The sequence below is a fragment of the Wenyingzhuangia fucanilytica genome (genome assembly GCF_001697185.1).
GTDB lineage: Bacteria > Bacteroidota > Bacteroidia > Flavobacteriales > Flavobacteriaceae > Wenyingzhuangia > Wenyingzhuangia fucanilytica.
This window is the reverse complement of the sequence record NZ_CP014224.1, coordinates 803,963-824,540: the sequence shown is the minus strand read 5'-3', so window position 1 is coordinate 824,540 and position 20,578 is coordinate 803,963. Positions and strand designations below refer to the sequence as shown.

At 34.3% G+C, this 20,578-nt stretch carries 9 protein-coding genes; 1 reads left to right on the top strand and 8 read right to left on the bottom strand.

Annotated elements, in window-relative coordinates:
- Window positions 1–3: 3 nt before the first annotated feature.
- From AXE80_RS03430 to AXE80_RS03405, 6 genes are all read right to left on the bottom strand, one after another.
- Window positions 4–1,356 (bottom strand): hypothetical protein, encoded by a 1,353-nt coding sequence (locus AXE80_RS03430; protein ID WP_068824482.1) that lies wholly within the window; start codon window positions 1,354–1,356, stop codon window positions 4–6.
- 11 nt (window positions 1,357–1,367) lie between these two features.
- A complete protein-coding gene (locus AXE80_RS03425) occupies window positions 1,368–3,989 on the bottom strand; it encodes a GH116 family glycosyl-hydrolase (RefSeq protein WP_068824481.1) in 2,622 nt (873 codons plus the stop codon).
- A gap of 11 nt (window positions 3,990–4,000) precedes the next feature.
- On the bottom strand, window positions 4,001–7,504 hold the full coding sequence (locus AXE80_RS03420; protein ID WP_068824480.1) for an alginate lyase family protein: 3,504 nt from the start codon (window positions 7,502–7,504) through the stop codon (window positions 4,001–4,003).
- An 83-nt stretch (window positions 7,505–7,587) separates the two neighbouring features.
- Complete coding sequence (locus tag AXE80_RS03415; protein WP_068828646.1) at window positions 7,588–9,111, bottom strand: sulfatase-like hydrolase/transferase; 1,524 nt, start codon at window positions 9,109–9,111, stop codon at window positions 7,588–7,590.
- Between the two features lie 235 nt (window positions 9,112–9,346).
- Window positions 9,347–11,983: a glycoside hydrolase family 31 protein gene (locus AXE80_RS03410; RefSeq protein ID WP_068824479.1), complete on the bottom strand. Its 2,637-nt coding sequence runs from the start codon at window positions 11,981–11,983 to the stop codon at window positions 9,347–9,349.
- Between the two features lie 108 nt (window positions 11,984–12,091).
- Window positions 12,092–13,744 carry a glycoside hydrolase family 172 protein gene (locus AXE80_RS03405; RefSeq protein WP_083194546.1) on the bottom strand — a complete coding sequence of 551 codons (1,653 nt, stop codon included), beginning with the start codon at window positions 13,742–13,744 and terminating at the stop codon, window positions 12,092–12,094.
- Window positions 13,745–13,927: 183 nt separating this feature from the next.
- Between AXE80_RS03405 and AXE80_RS03400 the strand changes: the two genes are divergently transcribed.
- The gene (locus AXE80_RS03400) at window positions 13,928–17,272 is read left to right on the top strand and encodes a carbohydrate-binding protein (protein WP_068824478.1); all 3,345 of its coding nucleotides are present in this window, start codon (window positions 13,928–13,930) and stop codon (window positions 17,270–17,272) included.
- An 88-nt stretch (window positions 17,273–17,360) separates the two neighbouring features.
- On the opposite strand, the gene AXE80_RS03395 is transcribed toward AXE80_RS03400, so the two are convergent.
- Window positions 17,361–19,163 carry a sulfatase-like hydrolase/transferase gene (locus AXE80_RS03395; protein WP_083194543.1) on the bottom strand — a complete coding sequence of 601 codons (1,803 nt, stop codon included), beginning with the start codon at window positions 19,161–19,163 and terminating at the stop codon, window positions 17,361–17,363.
- A gap of 24 nt (window positions 19,164–19,187) precedes the next feature.
- A complete protein-coding gene (locus AXE80_RS03390; protein ID WP_083194540.1) occupies window positions 19,188–20,555 on the bottom strand; it encodes an alpha-L-fucosidase in 1,368 nt (455 codons plus the stop codon).
- Between the last annotated feature and the right edge of the window lie 23 nt (window positions 20,556–20,578).

Below are 20,578 nucleotides of genomic sequence, written 5' to 3'. Positions count from 1 at the left end.
AAATTATTTTTCTAGTATTTGATTATTCTGACCCTTGTTTTCTATCACCTTCCCATTGGTTTCAATGGTACAATTTGATGCCATTTCTCCAACAGATACCGGCATTCCTGTTTGGTTTATTAAATGAAGTTTATTTACTTCGGCTTGACTATAAGGAGACATAGATTCACCGTGCATAGGAGGCGTATACCCTACCAAAATTGGTAATTCTTCTGTTCTATTTTTTCCATCAGCAGCTTTTAAAACTACTTTATTATCAATTCCTAAAACAGTGATTAATGAATGTACTTTTCTATCAGATTCTGCCGAATCAACCATCAACTCTACATCTACATTGCTTCCCTCAACGAATAATAAAGGTCCGTAATTAGCATCTCCTTTACAGTTGATCATTGTGGTGTTATCTCCAATCCAATAAGCACGTTCTGTCCCTATAGTTGTACAATTTTCTACATGTGCTTTGTTAAAACGAAGCTCAAATCCGCCACGTGTATTTTTGGCTGTACAATTTTTAAAGGTGATGTTTTCACATGTTCCATAAGTTCTAAATCCATCCTCACAAAGTGATTTCATATAACCAGGAGTTACTACATATTCCCCCTCACGATTTTGAGTCCATGTTTTAAAATTTACATCAAAAGCAGGTCCAGATGTTTCTGCCAAAACCTCATCGGTTGAGCGTACTTCTCCTTCGGCATAACAGTTTTCAAAATATACATTTTTAGGATGTTGCTGAATGAAAAAACAGTGTCCAAAAGAACGGCTTAACACTTTACAACCATACAATTTAGTTTCGTCTCCCGTTACTAAAAGCCCACTGTGCTTTCTATGTTTTACAGTGGTTTCTTTTTGTTTTCCTTTTCCAAATAAATCTCCATATCCATAAGGATAAGAACCTGCCACATGTAAAGTAATATCTCTTAAAACATTGGCTTCTCCAGCAACTTGTAACACTGTACCTCCTGGTGATGTTCCGTTTCCAACACATCTAATAGTCAAACCAACAAAAGTATTATGTAAACCTGTAACTAAAAACTCATCAGAATGAATAGGCGGTTTTAACCAAGTTCTAATTTCTGTATCTACCTCTATTTCTACTCCATTTAAATGGAAAATATTATTGCTCCCACTAAAAGTGATGTACTGGTATTCTTTAGTATTCCTACGAATTTTAACAAGATCCTGAGTTAAATAATCTGTTAATTTATAGACTCCGGGCTCCATAATAATGGTATTTCCACTTTCTGCAGCATATTTGGCTAACTCTTTTAACGATTTTATTTTGATGTCTTTGGCATGGATAACATTGCTAAAAAACAACATCATTAAAACACTAACTTTTAAAATGATTTTCATTTTTTATGTTTTTACTTTTGAATTATAAACTCCTGTGACACTCCTTCTTTTAACACTTTTTCATTTTTAAATGATGTGCTTCCAAATCCTTTCAGTTTTACTGATTTTAATGAGATTTCTCCTTTTAAAACCTTAAGCAATACTATTTTTTTGCTCCCATTATTTTTTATTTCTACGGTTCCATACTGATTTCCATTCGACCAAAAATAATTCCCTGGAGTTGCTGTAAACTGAATAGATTTTTCAACAGCTGAATAATGAAACCCTGAAAGCGCAATAACTGCTCCCCAACTTGCCATAGCTCTAGCATAGTTATTTCCACACTCTGCTTCGTTAAAAGGATTACGTTTTAATCCATCGTAACGGTCTCTAATATTTTTAATATTTGTTAACCCATTTTCTGTTTGCCCTTCGTATAGCATACCAATAGCTGCAGTATATTCAAAACCTGTCATGGCTTCTGTAAAATAAGGAAACGGATACAAGGGTCTTTCTCCAGGATAGCTTGCCATCACCAGTGATTTTTCATCACCCAACACAAACGAACGCATATTGTTAAAACCAGAACTACTATCGTCTCTATAGTTGTATTTCATAATGCTATTTAAGGTTGTTTTTATGTTTTCTTCATTGGTTAAATAACCTAAATCACAAATATGAGCCATAAATTGACCTACCAACTGATCTACCAAACAACCTTTACCCAATTGGTATGCAGGATTTTCTAAATCTTTAGACTCCAATCCTTTTAGCAATGGAGCCGCAATATCATCTCTGCTTTTTGGAGGTTCAATGTGATGCACATAATATTCTCCATTAAACAAATTTTCATCCATCCATTTACTTCCTTTTTTAAAAAGAATGTTACAGGTTTTTGCAAATTTTTTATCCCCAGAAAAGTCGGCCATTTTTGAAGCTGCTTTTAAGGCTCCTAAATACCAAATTCCCATTTGAGGATTGGGTCCAAAGTACTGAACATCCATGGTATTGTGCTGGCAACCATCCATCACACCATCTTTATTAGAATCCCAACCGCCTTCTATCCAACAAAACTCCATGGCCTTTTTTACTTTTGGCCAAAGTTTTTTCAGCAACGCATCATCTCCACTCAGCTGCCAATCTCTATACATTTTCATGATAGCTCCCAACTGACCATCGGCAGCAGGTCTACCAAATTCATTGGCACGTTCTAGTGGTAAATTCACACGAAAACTCATCATTCCTTTATCATCTGTAGCATGAGCAAATTCTATTTCACGCATAGAACGTGCTAATTCTCCAAACAAAAAAGGTGTTGCCTGATCGTAATTCCACACATGCGTACAATTTCCGTGGCAAACGCCTTTGGTGTTGCTGGTTCCTTCCCATCCGTAAAAATGCCCATCAGCAGTTCTAAAACAAGTTTGGGTACGTAAGGTTGATGTGTTGTACAAAGCCGCTTCTTTTACAACCTTTGGCAAATCGCTATTCACAAAAGCATTCACAAACTCCTTTGTTTTCTTTTCAAGATTTGGTAGTTGTGGAATTGTTTTTTCAACCACCTCCCAAGCATCTTTGTATTGAGTGGTGTAATAATTGGTTAACATGTTATCCAAACCATCCTCTGCAGGAGTCCAAGTTTCTCTATTAGGAAAATGCCAAGTAAGGTAAAAAGTTACTTCACGACTTGTATTTGCTGGAACCGATACTTCTACAGCCATAGAAGCCATAGGTCTATCTTCTCCATTATGTTCTCTATTATCTATACGACCATCAATACTATAATCGTCCCAAAAATCTAAACGTGAATTCCCCCACACTTCTTTTCCCCAAGACGTACGGTAGGTAACCTTTTCGCTACTAGAAGTTGATAAAGCCATGGTGCCCCAAGCTTCGGAATCCTTTTCTACGCCTTCAGAACTCATATAAATACCTTGGGCATTTTTATCTTTTCTAAAAACATTTTTATTCTCTTTAGCTCCTACAGGAATTAAAGCATTACCTCTCCCTATAGGTTCTCTTACAGAACCATCTTCTCCTATAAAATTGGGCATGTTAGCACAAACAGAGGCAAACACTGCTTTATCTGTAGTATTTGTTAATTCATAAGTAATGGCAGCAATTGGAATTCCACTAGCATTGGCATCACCAGGTATTAAAGGGTTGAATGCCTTGATACGAACATCAAGCGGCACTTTTTTATCAGAAAGTAATACTTGTCCAAAAGGATATGCAGCCTTAAAAGTACAAGATTCAAAACGAGGAAAACCATGATTTACAGCAGGACTCCCAAAAGCCCCTTCGTACAACGAATAATCCAATGGTCCTTCTAGCACTCTTGTATCTTTTTTACCATCGGCAGTTTGAGTGTACAATGCAAAAAATGGTCCGATGTATCTTAGTTTTTCACTGGTAGGAATGTAACCTTTGGCGGCTGTATTCATCATTTCCCAATCGCGTAAATCTCCTCTACCACCAAGGGCAACTGTACCCGTACCAACTCCACCAATAGGCATGGCTATTTTAGCTAAATGATGAGCATCATATGTCGTTAATACAGGCCAATCGTTCGTTGATTTTTCTTGTACTCCCTGTGCTTGTGTTACAGCAACTACTACCGAAGATAAAAACCATAAACTGAATTTATTTTTCATCATTATTTATTCTATTTTGATTGTTCTTCTCTAACTAACTTTCCGTTTCTGTATTCTTTTACAGATACTTTTACCTTACCATCTTTAGCATCTATATTTTCTATTTTAAGCTCTTGTACACAACCATCTGTTAAAGTAACCGTTAATTCACTTTCGTTTTTAGCTTCTACAGATTTTACTAAAGATTCCTTCTCATAAGGTTCTATTACAGAAAGATATTTAGCTTCTTTTCCTTTGGTTCTTACCGCCATTGATTTTAACCTAGAAGTTTCATCACCCAACGGAAAATCTCCTCCAATAGTTGCTTCAAACTTTACAGCTCCTAACTGAGAAATATCTATGGTGACCACTGCTTCTTTCTTAGTATTTATTGGCATGGCTGGAGTAGATTTACTCATAGGCTCTCCTCCTATTTTTATAGGTCCGTTGTAGTAATCTTTCCCTTTGTTTTCTGGTTCTAAAACATTGGTATAAGTAACTGGTAATTCCGATACATATACAACAGAACCATCTGCCTTCACAAACCTTGCATTTCCCCAAAACAAAGTATTGTTGTTACTTTTTCCTTCTATAAGTGCTTTTAATACTATTTTAGATTTTCCGCTTACTTCTAAACTAATGTCTTTACTTCCTAAAATCCAAGCACCTGTTTTGTCTTTTAACAATTCTTTACCATCAGCAATTACTGAATAGTGTACTTTTTTGTTCACTCCAAAACTCTCTGTAGAAGTACCAAACATTACTTCTGCCTTTTTAGGCCAAGCATTAAATACATCAATTTTTAGAGGTCCCTCTAAACTGTGTGGCAATCTAACTCCTCCGTTGTCACAATCATCTCCCCAACACATTTCAAATTTGCTACGGCTAGTTCCTTCTGTTTGATACCAATTACAATCTGTAATAAACTGAGCACTTCCTAAAGGATCTTGGTTCATTTGTTTGGTATGCTTTAAAAACTGAGTGTTTTCTGATTGAATTCCTTTAAATCCTTTGGCTTGGAACATCCAATCAAATTCATGTTCTTTTTCTGCTTTTAAATAATCTGCTAACAACACATAATCATCTAAAACCACCATCAACCTACGTTGATATACGGGTTCTGTATATCCTGTAACTTCTGAATACGCTGGAGCATTTTCTGGAATAGGAATAGATCTACCTTCTTCCCATACTTTTTCGGAAAAGGTTTGCTCTGGCTTGTAGTGAATTCCTCCATAAGGAGCATAACTCCATTTAGAATTGGTTTCTACCACAGAAGCTTGCATCATTTCTCCTGAGTGAAATAGCGAACGTGTGTTAGGTACTGGTTGTTGCATTTTTTGATCTACCACAACCATGTTTTTGTTTAAGGATACTTGTTTCCAGAATTTGTACAAATAACTACTGTAGTTATACCAATACATTAACGTTCCATAAAAACTACGACCGTAACGACTCATGTGCACTAGGTTGGTTCTATCAAAATGACCATGATACCCACCATGAGAACCATAATGCATGGCTGCTTGTATTTGTTCTGACTGTTCTCTGCCTTTGGTTTGAGAACGCAACTGTACAATTCCCATATTATCGGCATATACAGATTCTGTCATTTTTTCTGAAGTAGTCTTTGGCAAGTCTGGAACACCGTACAATAAATCACGTTTGTTCCCTCTATTAATAATGGCCGCATACTCAGGATCTCTGTATAAATAATAAGCCAACTCATAAGATTTTCCTGACATTTTATCTTCTACCGCATCATTTACCGCTAACAACACACCTCTAAAATCCATAAACGGAATAGAAGCATCCCACATGTCTTTTATTTTTACATGGTTCTTTTCAATCTTTCCCCATTTCTCAAACTCCATTCCCATAATTCCACCTTCTCTCCTACTTGCTAGCAAAGAAAAATGTTTGGTAGTTCCAATAGGAAACACCATGTCTTTAAAATTAATTCCCCAAGGTTGCAATGCTATGGCTGTTTCTGAAAATTCTGTTGCTACCCAAGTATTGTACCCCACAGCACACTCGTACCACCAACCATCATTCATAATTCCATGTTCTGCATGTTTGTACAAACCTGTTGGAGCATGTAATAATTGATCTATTAAATGCCAATCTTGTAAGTTTAAAGCACAATACAAAGCTGCTGTTAGTTCGGCAGCATTCCAGTTACTAATAGCTCCTTTTCTATTTCCTTTAATGGTTTGATTGACAAACAATCTTAATGTTTTTTGTATGGCTTTATGATCTTCTTCTGTAAGCTGTTTGCTATCTCTAACCAAATCGTACACACGACCTATTGCTTGCCAAAACTTTCCTTCACCTACAAAAGAATTGCTACCTCCTACCAAAGTAGCAGGATACCCTATTTTAGGATCGCTTAACCTTCTTAATACTTTTATACACTTGGCAGCATATTCTTCTTTACCTGTTAGTTGGTAAGCAATGGCACAATCATATTCTGTATGCCCAACAGAACTATATACTTTTTGTCCCCATAAGGGCCCTTCTATTTTCGAAAAATCAACTCCGTTAGACGGTTTCCATTTTTTAGCTTTTCTTTCGTATTCTGCCAATCCTTCTTTGGCCCAATCGTATTTTTTTATTTTGTCTTTTACTTCTTGCCATTTGTCTTCTGTAAAAACAATATTAGGGGTTGGCACCCTAACTGCCGTTGTAAATTCTAAGGTAGATACCGAAGCTCCCTGACCGTTAGCAATGGCTTTAATGATTTGTTTTTCTCTAATTCCTGTTGGTAAATGAGAAGCTATTTTTACTTTTAAATCTATTTTTTTGATTTGGTTTGGAGCTAATGGTACCGATGATGTTTCTAAACTAGCTTGCATAGATTCCCACCCCATGGTTTCTACACGCAACTGAACCATTTGTGGTTGGTTGGTGGTGTTTCCTATTTCTAATTGATATACAACCGTTTCTCCTGCATCTGCAGATTTCCCTCTAATATCAGCATCTATATAATGTGTTTGTCCTTTGGTAAGAAATACATTTTTAATCTTATAACTTTTGTTGTTGTCTGAGGAAACTGATAATCCCACGTTTTTAATAGCGAACAAAGTTCCCATTTTTTGACCTGCATCTATGTCAAACATTTCCCATGGAATAAATACTTTTTGCCACCCTTTTCCTTGTAACTGAATATTTGCAGTACTCACAGGGTTTAAATCTTTTTCATCTTTTTCATCAACCTTTAAAACCGCTTTTATTGTTGCCTTAGCTTCCTTTTTTACAAACAACTCAAAACACAATCCTTTGTAAGATGTAAAATCTGCAGCATCTCCGTAATACTCACGTTTAATTCCAGGAAAGTATATTCTATTTTGATTGCTATAGGTATAACTAATCACATTATTATTCGTTAGAATTGCTTCTCCTTTTTTTACTTTGTGTACACCCGACCAATCAGAAAAATCTGAGGATCCAATTTGTTTTGTGGCTTGTGCAAAAACACTACCTATAACAAACAAACACAACACAGCCAAACACTGTAATTCTTTTCTAAATAACATATAAATTTATTTTCTAAACTAAATCATTATTAATTTTCATATTGATGCAAACATCAATAGTATTTTAAAAAACAGTCTATCATTTACTGAACTGCCTTTTTATAAAGCTCCTCTGTTTTTTTTCTAAGCTCTTTTAAAACTTGTGTATGCTCAACACTGTGAACTAAGTTATTTTGTTCTAAAGGATCATTTGCCACATCATACAATTCTTCTATTCTAGGATTGTGTTCGTAATACACAAAATATTTCCACTTCTTAGTTCTAACCCCTCTTGCTCTGTAAGATTTATTTTCTTCTATTAATTTTTGGTTGATTTCATCTGCCTTAGGATTGTATTTTGCTTTAAACATATCTACCAAAAACAAATCTTCCATAAATACGGCATCTCTCCACTGAGACATGTCTTGAGTTTTATTTAAAACCCCTGTAATATCTCTACCTTGCATACTTTTAGGAATTTCTAAGCCTGCTAAAGAAACAATGGTTGGAGCCATATCTACCGAAGAAACTAAAGCATCTTCTCTTCTACTACGCTCGGTTGCAGATTTTCTTCCATCATAAATAATTAACGGGGCTTTTACTGCTTCATCATAAAGCAAACATTTATCAAAAAGTCCATGAGAACCTTGGAAACGTCCATTATCACTTGTGTAAATAATAATTGTATTCTCTAAAATTCCTTTTTCTTTTAATTTTTCAATCAACTTTCCAACTTGCTCATCTACAGTATAACCTTGTGTGGCAAAACGACGAACCAATCTTTGGTATTGCTCAGGTTTAGAAGATCTTTGGCGATGTAAATACACTCCACGAGCATTTTCTTTCACCACTTTTGGCAATTCTTCATTATCTCCCTCTACCCAATTTTCTGCAACAGTAAAATCTTTGTTTTTAAATTGTTCATAATGGGGCATGTACATGTGTTTATCAGAATCGTGCTTTACTGCATAAAAACTCACCGATAAGCAAAAAGGTTGATTGTCTGGTTGTGTTTCTAAAAAACGAAGCATGGCTTCTCCTGTTTTTAAAGTTCTCCCTGTATTGGTTCTCCCCTCTCTGTAAATTTCTTGTAAAGCTAAATCGTTCTCTGGCCACAATTCTAGACCTTTTTGAGGTTGTGTTTCACTACCTGCAAAAAAATCAAAAGTACTTCCTAAGTTTTCTTTGTAAAAATGTTCTTTAGGTGTACTTGGTCTTTGAGTTTCTTTGGTTACCGTAAAACCAACTTTACCAACAAACCCTGTTCTGTAACCTGCTTTTTTAAGTATAGCTGGATATCCTTTTGCAAAATCTGCTTGAGACAATGTATAATCATCTGGAGCTACAAACCCAACTCTATGATTTGAATTGTAACGTCCTGTCATCATGGTCACACGACTAGGCATACAAATAGCAACCGCATAATATGCATTATCAAACGTGATTCCCTCTTTTGATAATTTATTAATATTGGGAGTATAAAATTCAGGTTTTCCATAACATCCCATATTATCCCAACGTTGATCATCTGTCATTAAAAAAATAATATTTGGACGTTCTACTGATTTGCTTGTGGTGGATTGACCATTACATAATTGCAATCCGAACAAACAATAGATTAGGGACATGTAAAACTTCATGATTTTGACTCTATTTTTATTTTAAAAAAATTCATAGGCAAATACTTCATTCAGAAAACCTCTGTGAATCTATTTACCTCTCAATTATATCAGTAAAAATAATTGATGCTTGTTCATTTTGTTATAAGACATGGTTCTTTTAGTATAAAATAAAAACCAAAAAAGACAATACTAGGCCACTTAGCCTAGTATTGTCTTTTCTTTTTTACGCAGGTAGGTTTTATTAAAACTTAACCTTTAACTCTTCCCCTAAAAAAGTGTGTAATTTTACTTGTCCATCACCACCAGCTATATAAACATCTAGATCTATTGGAGAGATACTAAAATCAAAATAATCTCCTTTTCCTTTTTTAACAGTTAATATTTTTTCTTTTTCAGAATAAGAAAAAACCACCTCAGAATAAGTTCCTTCCTCGTAATTATAAGATTCACCATCATCTAAGTATAAAACAAACTCGGCATCTTTACCTGGATATATAAGAACTTTAAGAGCTTCCTTAGTTAATTGGTTAGCATATTGAACTTTTGGTCCAAGAGGCAAAATAGTTCCCTCTTTTACAAATATTGGTGTTTCCTCTAATTCAGCTTTTACATTTACTGTTTTACCTCCTTGTATTTTATCACCTGTCCAGAAGTTGTACCAAACCCCTTTAGGGAAATACATCTCTTTTTTTCTTTGCTCATATTCTGTAACAAAACCAAGCATTAAAGATTCTCCAAAAAACAATTGATCTTTAATTCCCCAAGTATTTTTATCATTAGGATAATGATATGCCAAAGGAGTCATTAACTGACGACTGTTATTGGTAATTTGCCATGCTTGAGAATAGATATAAGGCATTAATTGATATCTTAAATCTATAAATTTACGTGCTGTATTTTCAAACTCTTTTCCATATCTCCAAACCTCTGTTTCGGATACATATCCGTGAATTCTAAATATTGGACTAAACGTACCAAATTGGAACCAACGAGTTAACAACTCTATGTATTCAGGGTTTGTGTATTGATTATCAAACTTTGTGTTGATAGATTTTGAATCTCTAAAGAAACCACCAATATCATGAGTCCAATAAGGTACTCCTGCCATAGTAAAGTTTAAACCTGCTGCAATTTGCTCTGAAAACTGCTCCCAAGAGGCTTCTACATCACCAGACCATGAAGTTGCTCCATAACGTTGTTGACCTGCATAGGCTGAACGTGTTAAATTAAACACACGCTCCATAGGGAATTCCTTTCTCCTACCATCATACATGGTTTTTGTAACCAATAACGAATAAGGGTTTTGAACTTCTTTATATGGCCCCACAGCAGTTCCTACGCTAGTATCGTTGACTCCTTCTGGTTCTGTTCCATCTAACCAAATAGATTTTACACCTTTATGGAACATAGAATCACTTAAAGCTCTATAGAATTGATCGCTTACTTTTTTATCATAGATATCTACATAATTGCTACTTTCTATTTTAGTCAATCCGTATTTTTCTTCTAATGCTTTGTTTTTAACCTCTGGCCATACAGAAACCATTAAGTTTAAATTCAACTTTGTTAACTCCTTAACCATTGCATCTGGATCTGGGTATTTTGCTCTATCCCACTCAGGTCCTTTGGTTCCTTTTGGCCAATAAAACCAGTCTTGAACGATATTATCTACAGGAATATCTCTATCTCTCATTTCACGAGCATTTTCTAACAATTCCTCTTGATTGTGATATCTTTCTCTACACTGCCAAAATCCATAAGATTTTTTAGAAAACATAGGTGCTTTTCCTGTTAAGTCTTGATAATTAGCAATTACAGTTCCTGGATTTTCTCCATAAACGAAATAATAATCTATGGCATTTCCTTTAATACTACTAAAAACAGTTTTGTTAAAATCTGGTTCGTTATAAAATACTTTACCTAGTATTTTTGCTCCTGTATTCTGAAAAACAACTTTGTATGTTTTACCAGCTTCTAAATATTTTTTACCAGAATATCTTCTTGGCATCCAAATAGTTTCATAGTTTATAACAGGGTCTCCATCTATACTTACACTTATATTCCCTCTCATACGACCTTTATGGTCACTCAAAGCTAGAAATGTATATTCCCCTGTTTTAGCAGGTGTAAAAGTAGTTTCTCTAATATTCTTTTGCTTAGCTTCTTTGGTTGCATAAGCAGCTACATTCTCTTTTTCACCGTTTACAGGCACTACTTGTTCCTGCTTGTTTTCTTCTACAACTTCTTCAACAGTTTCAAACTCAATTTCGTTTTCTGGATTGTTAAAATCTGTAAGACTGTAATTGTGCCAATAAATTCCATATCCTTTGGTAGATACCAAAAACGGAATGGCAATTTCTTGATTGTATTGTTGCAAACGAATAGGTACATTTTTCCAATTCATAATACCACTTTGAAACTGTCCCAACCCATATAATGCTTCGTCCCCAGCTACAAAAGCCTGAGAAACACTATGCTCATCTGTAGCGTTAGCTCTTATAAAAGTATTTTCGTTGGTTTCGGCCAATAATGGTTGATTGTCTTTTGTTTGATACTCAATAGTTCCATCACTATTTACAAACACCATTACATTTTCTGTGCTGATCGTTACTCTATCTTCAGTTTCCGTAAAATCCCATGCTATATTTTGAGGTTCTAAAACAGTTACATAATCGGGAATGGTGGTTGCCTTACTTCCTACTTTTATTTTGTGTACATGAATGATAGATTCATTCACTACCTCAACACTAATTAAGGTACTATCTTGGTGAATGGTAACACCATGATCTTGTTCATCTACTTGGTATTTATACTCAGAAGAACAACTTGTTAAACACAACAAGAAAATACTCAGAACACTTGTGATTGTTTTCAACATATTTTTATATTATTTTTTTTATAATAGAGATTCAAATTTAACCTTCATTATTTATATTTATTATCACCTATGATTCTTTGGGTATAAAATAAAACCCAACAAGCAGAATTATTTTTTTTCATTTTTAGAATTAGGAAAACCATCTGGTAAAGGAGGTACATTTAACACTTCTTTTTCGTCTGGAACTCTGTTTGATGTAGTTTCTTTATCACCATACCAATACACTCCTACTCCGTAACCCATTTCGCAATCTGTCCAACTCCAAATTTCCATATCTAATTGTAAAGAACTACCAAAAGGCATAATATCTAAGGCTCTACTTCTTATTTCTGTGCTATAACCTAACGTATTTCTCTCTTTAATTTTTTTACGATTTAATTTGTTGTAGATATAAGATTTTGGTTGTGCATGAAAAGGATGTTCGTAAAAATCGGTACTCTTACCTCCCCAAGAATATGCGTAATAATCTTCGGTTCCTGTTCCAAATATTGATGGAAAATCTTCACCATCAACCCAAATTTTTTCATCACCTTCTCCCCACCATTTTGCTACAGGATTCATAATAGTTAAAGCATCTCCAACATATACACCTCTTCCTTTTAAGGTTACATAATTCCAATCTGGAAAAGGTCTTGTAGCTACAGGATATTGACCTCTCCAAGCAGCATTAAAATACATAGAATCCTCATCCCATTCCCAAGAACCAACCGTAGCGTTTAGTTCTACGTTTACAGACTCTTCTCCTAAATTTACCACAGATATTTTTCCTGATTTTTGATAAGGCATTACCCATCTACTTACCATGGTTCCGTCTTCGTATACAGATTTATGCCAACCCTCAAAAGGATTTAATCCTATTCCACAACCAAAAAAGTCTCCAATAGGACACCAAACAGTTTCTTCATCATCAAACTCAATTTTTAACACAACGGTTCTTGTTACTTCGGCGTTAGAATAATCATCTAATTTTAAGCTTAGCATGTTAATAGCAGCATTCCCCTTAGGCAATGTTACAGACTTTTCTTTTTTAGATTTTAATTTAGCGCTAAAAGAGACTTCTTTCCCTTTACTTGTATTTTCTGGGTGCAATAACAATTCTCCAACTTTTTTGGTCAATGGTATTGCATTATTAAAGTCTTCTTTTGTTAACGTTTTTATAGGTGTATAATCATCGTATTCTCTATAGGTAAATTGATAGAAAAAAGGTCTCCCAGTAGCTGTAATTTTACATCCTTTTGCATAAGGAATTGGGAAAAAAGATACTGCCGATCTTAAAGATTGATGTGCTAAGGGAAAAGGAATTTCTCCTGTTCCATCTAATAAACTTAACATATTCCCTTGAAAAACAGGTTTTAGGTTTCCATCTAAATAAATTTTAATTTCAATATCCGTATCTGGCTTATCTGGCTTAAAAAACGGCATCCAAGTACGCACTATTGCTCCTGGCCCTACATGATCCATCATCACCCATTCCTTCTGTCCGTTGATTTCTTCTGTTCTAATAAAATTATGATCTTTTTCACTACTATTAAAATCGTGATTGCTAAACCAACCTACAGAATCTTTAGGAGTTTTTGAAACTCTATTATAACTACTTTCCTGTTTTAACCTAAAATTAGTTATAGGAAAGCGAGCTACTTGTTCTCTATCAACCATTTCTTTTAACAAAGATGTCACGGTAACTTCTTTGTTTTTTTGAGCATTTGTAACCACTGCAAACAGTATAAAAACAGCAATTAATCTAGTTCTTAAAGTCATCATATTTTAAATTATTTTTTTTATCGAAAACAACTTTTTTAATCAACAAATTCATCTTTCAATTGTTTTCTAGCGCTAATATACTTACTTAGTTTAAAAAACAAACTATGATTAATACATTTTGGTTTATAATTTATAATCAAAAACAGTTTTTATTGGTTTATTTACACAAATACAATAACTAAAATGAATAAAAAACAACTACTCGTATTATTTCTGTGCTTATTTACAATTAGTAATATAAAAGCACAAACTATTATTAATTCATTATCTGAATTAAAAGATCGCTTAGATGATGACAACGGAGATTTTAAAATGACTCCTGGAACTTATTATTTTAACAGTACCAACTGTGGACCTGGTAAGTTATTTTCTGATGCTAGATTATTACTCTTTACCGGAAACAATTCCACATTTGATTTTACCGATGTAAAATTTGAAATTGATACAGAAATTTTTACGTTATATGGTAATACTGATATTATTGAATTTTGGCCAGTAGGAAGTAATAATGTATACAAAAACTTAACCTTAGAAGATATTGGAATGACTGTTCCTAGCAAAGGAGCTGGGAGTGTACATCTTGATGGTGCTGATAATTTAATAGAAGGATTTAAAACAACTACTAGAGGATCTTTCCCTTATGGTTACGGAGATATTTTTGGAAAAGGTGGTGGATCTGTAATTTCTCATAACAAACATGCAGGAATGTTGGTAAGGGGAGATAGAAATCATTTAAAAAATTGTACAGTTATTATGAGGGCTTATGGTCATGGTATTTTTGTACAAGGTTCACATAATGCTGTTATAGAAGGTTGTTATATAGAGGGTGAATTAAGAACCGTTGGTGAAGTCTTAGAAGAAGAAGGTACAGGATCTCCAGCAGACAATGTAGATTTTGAAACCGTTTGGGGTTTTAACTTAAAAGATTTACCAAGCAACCACACTTTTAGTTTACAAGAGGCTGGAATTAGAGCTTATTCAACAGGAGTTGTTTTTGATGAAAATGGTAATGCTACTGATGAAACTTCTAGACAAACATTAAACACCACTGTAAAAGATTGTACCATTGTTAAAATGCGCGTGGGTGTAAATACAGGTGCAGAGGGTGGAGATGATAAAATCATTCAGAATTGTACCGCTTTGGCCTGCGAAGTTGGTTTTTGGCTAGGAAATGACGGTGATGTTATTGACTGTAGAGGTGATGCTTCTGTAGGACCATTATTCTCCGAAGATATTGGAAGATCTAATGCTACTTATGAATTAACTTTATTAGACAATTACATCCCTAGAATAGGTACTAATGAACCTTATATATACTTTGCTGGTAACAATCATAATTTTACACTACATGATGGAACTACTAGTTTTGATTCTGACATTAAAATACAAGTTGGAGGAATAAGACAAGACCACAGATGGTTAACAGGTTCTGATTCTCCTCCTATGGAACGTTCTGGAAACAATATTACGTTAACAAACAACACTAAGTATCCTGTCATTGTAGAAAACAATGTATCTAATAGCAATATTATATCTTGTGGTACCGTTACCAATCATGGTTCTGGAAACAACATTACCATTTCTACTAATTGTGATTATGATCGTGATTGTAACAATACTTTTGACAATCTTCAGGCAGAATGTTATGATGATATGTCTGGAGTTAGCATTCATCAATTACCAGGCTCTACTACTAATGATCGTTCAATTCACCAAGTAAGCACAGGTGATTGGATTGCTTTTAACAATATAGAATTATCTGCAGTAACCTCTGTAAATGTAATAGCCTCTAGTACTACAAGTGATATATCTATAGAAGTAAGACAAGGAAGTACAACAGGAACTTTATTAGCCACTGTGCCTATTACTAACACTACAAGTCACAGTACTTTTCATCAATTTTCAGCAGATTTAAACCAAACAGTAACCGGTTTAAATAATATTTATTTTGTTGCTACTTCTTCAAGTACCGAAGCTTTATTGGAAATAGATCAACTAAGTTTTACTCAAGATTTATGTAACACCTCTTCTTACAATCCTTACTTACCTATTAGTGCAGAATCATTTTGTAATGCTTCTGGAGTTAGTTTAGAGGAGGTTTCTACCTTTAACAAGGTTGTTAGTCAAATAGAAAACAATGATTATATTAAATTTTCTAATGTAGATTTTGGATATGATGATGTATACAATTCAATTGAAGTTTTAGCTTCATCTGCTACAGCAGGTGGAACTGTAGAGGTAAGAAGTGGATCGGTAGATGGAAATTTACTCGCTAGTATTGATATTACCAACACAGGTGATTGGGATACTTACCAGTTATTTAGTAGCTACACAAATACAGAAATCACAGGAACACATGATATTTACCTTGTATTTACAGGAAGTAGCGGTTCTCTTTTTAAACTTGATAATTTCTACTTTAACCAAGATACTTGCTATCAATCTACATACAATGCTTACTCAGAAATTGATGCTTTATCCTATTGTGAAATGTTTGGAGTTATTCCTATTAACAATGAATATTTAGGAGGAATTAACGACAATGAATGGATAAGATATGGTGAGGTAGATTTTTCATCTGTTGCTCCTACTCAAGTTACCTTTAATGTTGCTGGTTACCCTACAGAAGCTACTGTAGAAAACGGTTACATTAACGTTATGTTAGACCACCCTAAGGAAGGAACTTTAATAGCAACTGCAACGGTTCCAAAAACTGGAGGTTGGGAAGTATGGGAAGAAGTAACGGTTTCTTTGTTAAAAGAAGTGACTGGTAACCACGAAGTTTACTTGTACTTTGGTAATGGTGCTTTTAATATAGATTGGTTTGAATTCCATCAAGATCTTGTCATCTTAGAAAATTTAGCCTTAGCTACTAATGGAGGAATTGCTAGTCAGTCCTCAACAGCTTATGAAGGTGATGCTAGTAGAGCCAATGATGGAAACACCAATGGTAATTATGGTGGTGGTTCAGTATCTCACACAGCACACGCAGCAGATGGAGTCCTTAAATGGTGGCAAGTAGATTTGGGTGATGATAAAATCATCAATGAAATTGTAATACACAATAGAACCGGAAGTAGTTCTAATCAAGATTTAAACAACTTTACTGTTGAAGTAATTAATGCTAGCGGAGAAGTAAAATTTTCTAAACTTTTTACAGACTACCCAAATCCATCAACATCAATTAACACAGAAAATGTTACAGGTAAAATTGTAAAAATTTCTAAAACATCTAACAGAGGAATTCAATTAGCAGAAGTAGAAGTTTTTGGAACAGAAACATTGAGTAACGACAACATTTTATCTGAAACAATAAAACTACACCCAAATCCTGCTAGTAATATATTTAATATTGATGGAGCTAACAACGCTACTATACGCCTATATAATGCCAATGGTCAACTTGTTTTAACAATGCAAAATAAAGACAACCAAAACTTGAATATTAATCACTTAAAACCGGGGTTATACTTTGTAGAAATCTCTAACCAGAATGGTAAACATGTTACCAAGCTAATTAAAAACTAAGCTAATAGTACCCACAAAAAAGGAGAGACATTTGTCTCTCCTTTTTTGTGTTTTGATAATTATAGATTACTTCTTTCCGTTCCTATTATTAATGTGTTACATAATTATAATACACTGCTCCTTCCATTTCTCCAACCGAATTATAAAACCATGTTTGCACAAATGCTGGACCTTTTGGTAAGTCTTTAATTTTAAATACCACTCCATCTTTCTTTGGATTTACTTCTTTCTTTGTATCTACATACACTTTATCTCCATGCCAAATTTTAATACGAGCTTCTTTAATATCCAAAGCTTTTCCTTCGTTAAATGAAGAAGTAATGCTTGTCTGCTTTGCTATTTCTTTGGGCCATCTTCGCAAATCAAACTTATAGGTTCCAGACTTATCAAAATCAACCGCAATAAAACCACTACCCGTAGCTCCTTTTTTTACACTTGTCTGATCCCAAATAACCGTTCCGTGAAAATCCATAGCATGAAGCGTTGTTTTAGGCTCGTGTTTATTCCCTATAATAATTCTAGTGTATTCACTTGAACGTTCGTCTACCAATTTCCACCATTGTTCATACTCTTCTTTTAACTCCTCTACCACCTCGGCATAAGCAGGGTTTGCAATAATATTGTTTTTTTGTTTTGCATCCACCAACACATCATACAACTCCCAGTCTGATGTACTACTGGTTCTTGTTAATCTCCATTTGTTGATGATTTTATTATCTTGCCATTCATCTTTCTTTACAGATAACTTTTTATATTTTTCTGGAAACTCTGTCCACATATCATTAATGGTAACTGCTCTGTTTTTATAATCCAAAGGATCGTTAGAATGATCCGTATCTAAAAAAGGCTTAAAACTACGTCCTCTTATTTTTAATTTTTCAGGTCTATTCTCTACATCTTTTAAATCTAAAATATCCATAAAAGTAGGCAACCAATCTATATGAGCTGTTAATGGAGCAACATCTCTTGCTTTACCTTTTCCTCCTAAATTTCCGTTTTCCCATCTAATAAAACACGGAACTCTAGTACCTCCATCATAATTAGAACCTTTTCCTCCTCTTAAATAACCTCCATCACCATTATCGGTCGTAAATATTAAAATAGTATTGTCTGCAATTCCTCTATCTTCTAAGTATTTTATTAGCCTACCAAAATTCTTATCAATATTTTCAATAGTTCCTTTTTTAGCGCTAACTCCCTCACGAGCATCTGGTGGTAAAACATGCGGTGCATGTGCTGTTCCTAATGGGATATAGGCAAAAAATGGTTTTTCTTTTTTGATGTTGTCATCCATAAAATCCATAGCACGATTCATAAAAGTATTGGTGGTAAAAGCTCCTTTAATACCATCATCCTCATCTTTCATTTCTACCAACTTATCATTTACCCAATAATGAGCTGTATTGTTGGTATTCCCCCAATAATCTGGTTGCTGACCTGTTCCTCCTCCTTTGATCCAAGCTACGTATTCAAAACCTCTGTCTTTTGGTCTAAAAGGATAATTATCTCCTAAATGCCATTTAAAAAACAACCCTGTAGCATATCCATTGGCTTTAAAAATATCTGCCATGGTAATTTCATCAGCCCTCATCATATTTCTACCATTAATGGTGTGCCACACTCCTACCACATCACTAGGTCTACCGGTTAATAAGGCAGCTCTTGTAGGAGAACAACTTGGAGATACATGGAAATCTGTTAACCTTACAGATTCATTGGCAAATTTGTCTATATGTGGTGTTTTGGGTGCGTTGTCTTTGTAATAAGAAAATGCACTGTGACTAATATCATCTGGCATTACAAAAATTACATTTGGTCTTTTTGTAGATTGAGAAAATAAATGGGTTGAGCATAGCCCTATAATGAATACTATTTTTTTTGAAAACTTCATTTTGTTATTAAATTTTTACTACAACTATTCGTTAAGCTTTATTTTTAATACTGTTGCAATTGGATCTTGCGCTACATCAGGAAGATTAAAAGTTGTTGATGTACCATTCTTTTTATAACTAACTGGATAATCTGGAGAAATCAGCATGGATACTTCTTTAATGTCTAAATTTTCTTCAAGGGTCATTAGCCCATCCTTAGGCCATTCAAAAATGGTTAAATAAAGAGTTGTTCCGTCTTTGGTTTTGCGTTGAGTTGTTTTACCCCATTTAAAATCTTTTATATGAGCAACACTTGTTCCATACACAGCTTGCCCATTCACCTTTAACCAATTTCCCATTCTTTGTAATCTATCTACGGATAAATCAGGAATAACTCCCTCTCCAGTAGGTCCTACATTCAATAAAAAATTACCTCCTTTACTAGCAATATCTACCAAATTATAAATTAGAGTTTCTACACTTTTGTATTCTCTATCAATTTTATTATATCCCCAAGTGTGATTTAAGGTCATACAAGACTCCCAAGGATCTGGTTGTCCGGTTTCAGGTATTTTTTGTTCTCTTACAGCATAATCTCCCAAACGATTTCCTACTCGCTGATTCACAATACAATCTGGATTAATGCCGTGAATGAGTTTTAAAATCTCCAAACTTTGTGTTTTGGTAACATGTTCAGGAGTGTCAAACCACATAATAGCAGGGTTGTATTGAGTCATTAATTCTTTTAATTGAGGCTTTACTTTTCCTTCAATGTATTTTTCTAAAACTTTTCCCTCTTCATTAGGATAATCCCAAGTATTACTTCTTCTTCCTTTGATAGAATTACAATTTGGGTCATGCCAATCTCTACCCAATGAATAGTATACTCCAAATTTTAAACCTTGTTTTTCACAAGCTTCTGCCAATTCTTTTACCGGATCTCTTTTCCATTTAGAGCGTTCTACAATATTGTAAGCATTGCTTGGACTGTTAAACATGGCATAACCATCGTGATGTTTTGCCGTAATAACCATGTATTTCATCCCTGCATTTTTTGCAATACTTACCCATTCATCAGCATTAAATTTTACTGGATTAAAAGCATCTGCTATTTTTTTATATTCAGCAATGGGGATTTGAAGCTTTAACATCATATGCTCAGACCTTCCGTATTGTCCATTCCAATGACAACCATCATGTGCATATAACCCCCAGTGAATAAACATTCCAAAACGGGCATCTTCCCACCAAGCCAAACGCTTTTTTATAATTTCAGGAGATTCATAATGCTCTAAACTTGCATTTTCATATTTATCACCAGTATCAATAGTACCATCTTTAAACTCTTGGGAATGACTTGTGGCAACAACTCCTATAAGAATTGTTGCCACAAGTAATAGATTACGAATCATAAATATTAATTTTTTAGAGGTTT

What these genes read in the sequence shown, in the direction of transcription:
- AXE80_RS03430 (WP_068824482.1), bottom strand. Translation starts at nt 1,356, where the DNA reads ATGAAAATCATTTTAAAAGTTAGTGTTTTAATGATGTTGTTTTTTAGC.
- AXE80_RS03425 (WP_068824481.1), bottom strand. Translation starts at nt 3,989, where the DNA reads ATGAAAAATAAATTCAGTTTATGGTTTTTATCTTCGGTAGTAGTTGCT.
- AXE80_RS03420 (WP_068824480.1), bottom strand. Translation starts at nt 7,504, where the DNA reads ATGTTATTTAGAAAAGAATTACAGTGTTTGGCTGTGTTGTGTTTGTTT.
- AXE80_RS03415 (WP_068828646.1), bottom strand. Translation starts at nt 9,111, where the DNA reads ATGTCCCTAATCTATTGTTTGTTCGGATTGCAATTATGTAATGGTCAA.
- AXE80_RS03410 (WP_068824479.1), bottom strand. Translation starts at nt 11,983, where the DNA reads ATGTTGAAAACAATCACAAGTGTTCTGAGTATTTTCTTGTTGTGTTTA.
- AXE80_RS03405 (WP_083194546.1), bottom strand. Translation starts at nt 13,744, where the DNA reads ATGATGACTTTAAGAACTAGATTAATTGCTGTTTTTATACTGTTTGCA.
- AXE80_RS03400 (WP_068824478.1), top strand. Translation starts at nt 13,928, where the DNA reads ATGAATAAAAAACAACTACTCGTATTATTTCTGTGCTTATTTACAATT.
- AXE80_RS03395 (WP_083194543.1), bottom strand. Translation starts at nt 19,163, where the DNA reads ATGAAGTTTTCAAAAAAAATAGTATTCATTATAGGGCTATGCTCAACC.
- AXE80_RS03390 (WP_083194540.1), bottom strand. Translation starts at nt 20,555, where the DNA reads ATGATTCGTAATCTATTACTTGTGGCAACAATTCTTATAGGAGTTGTT.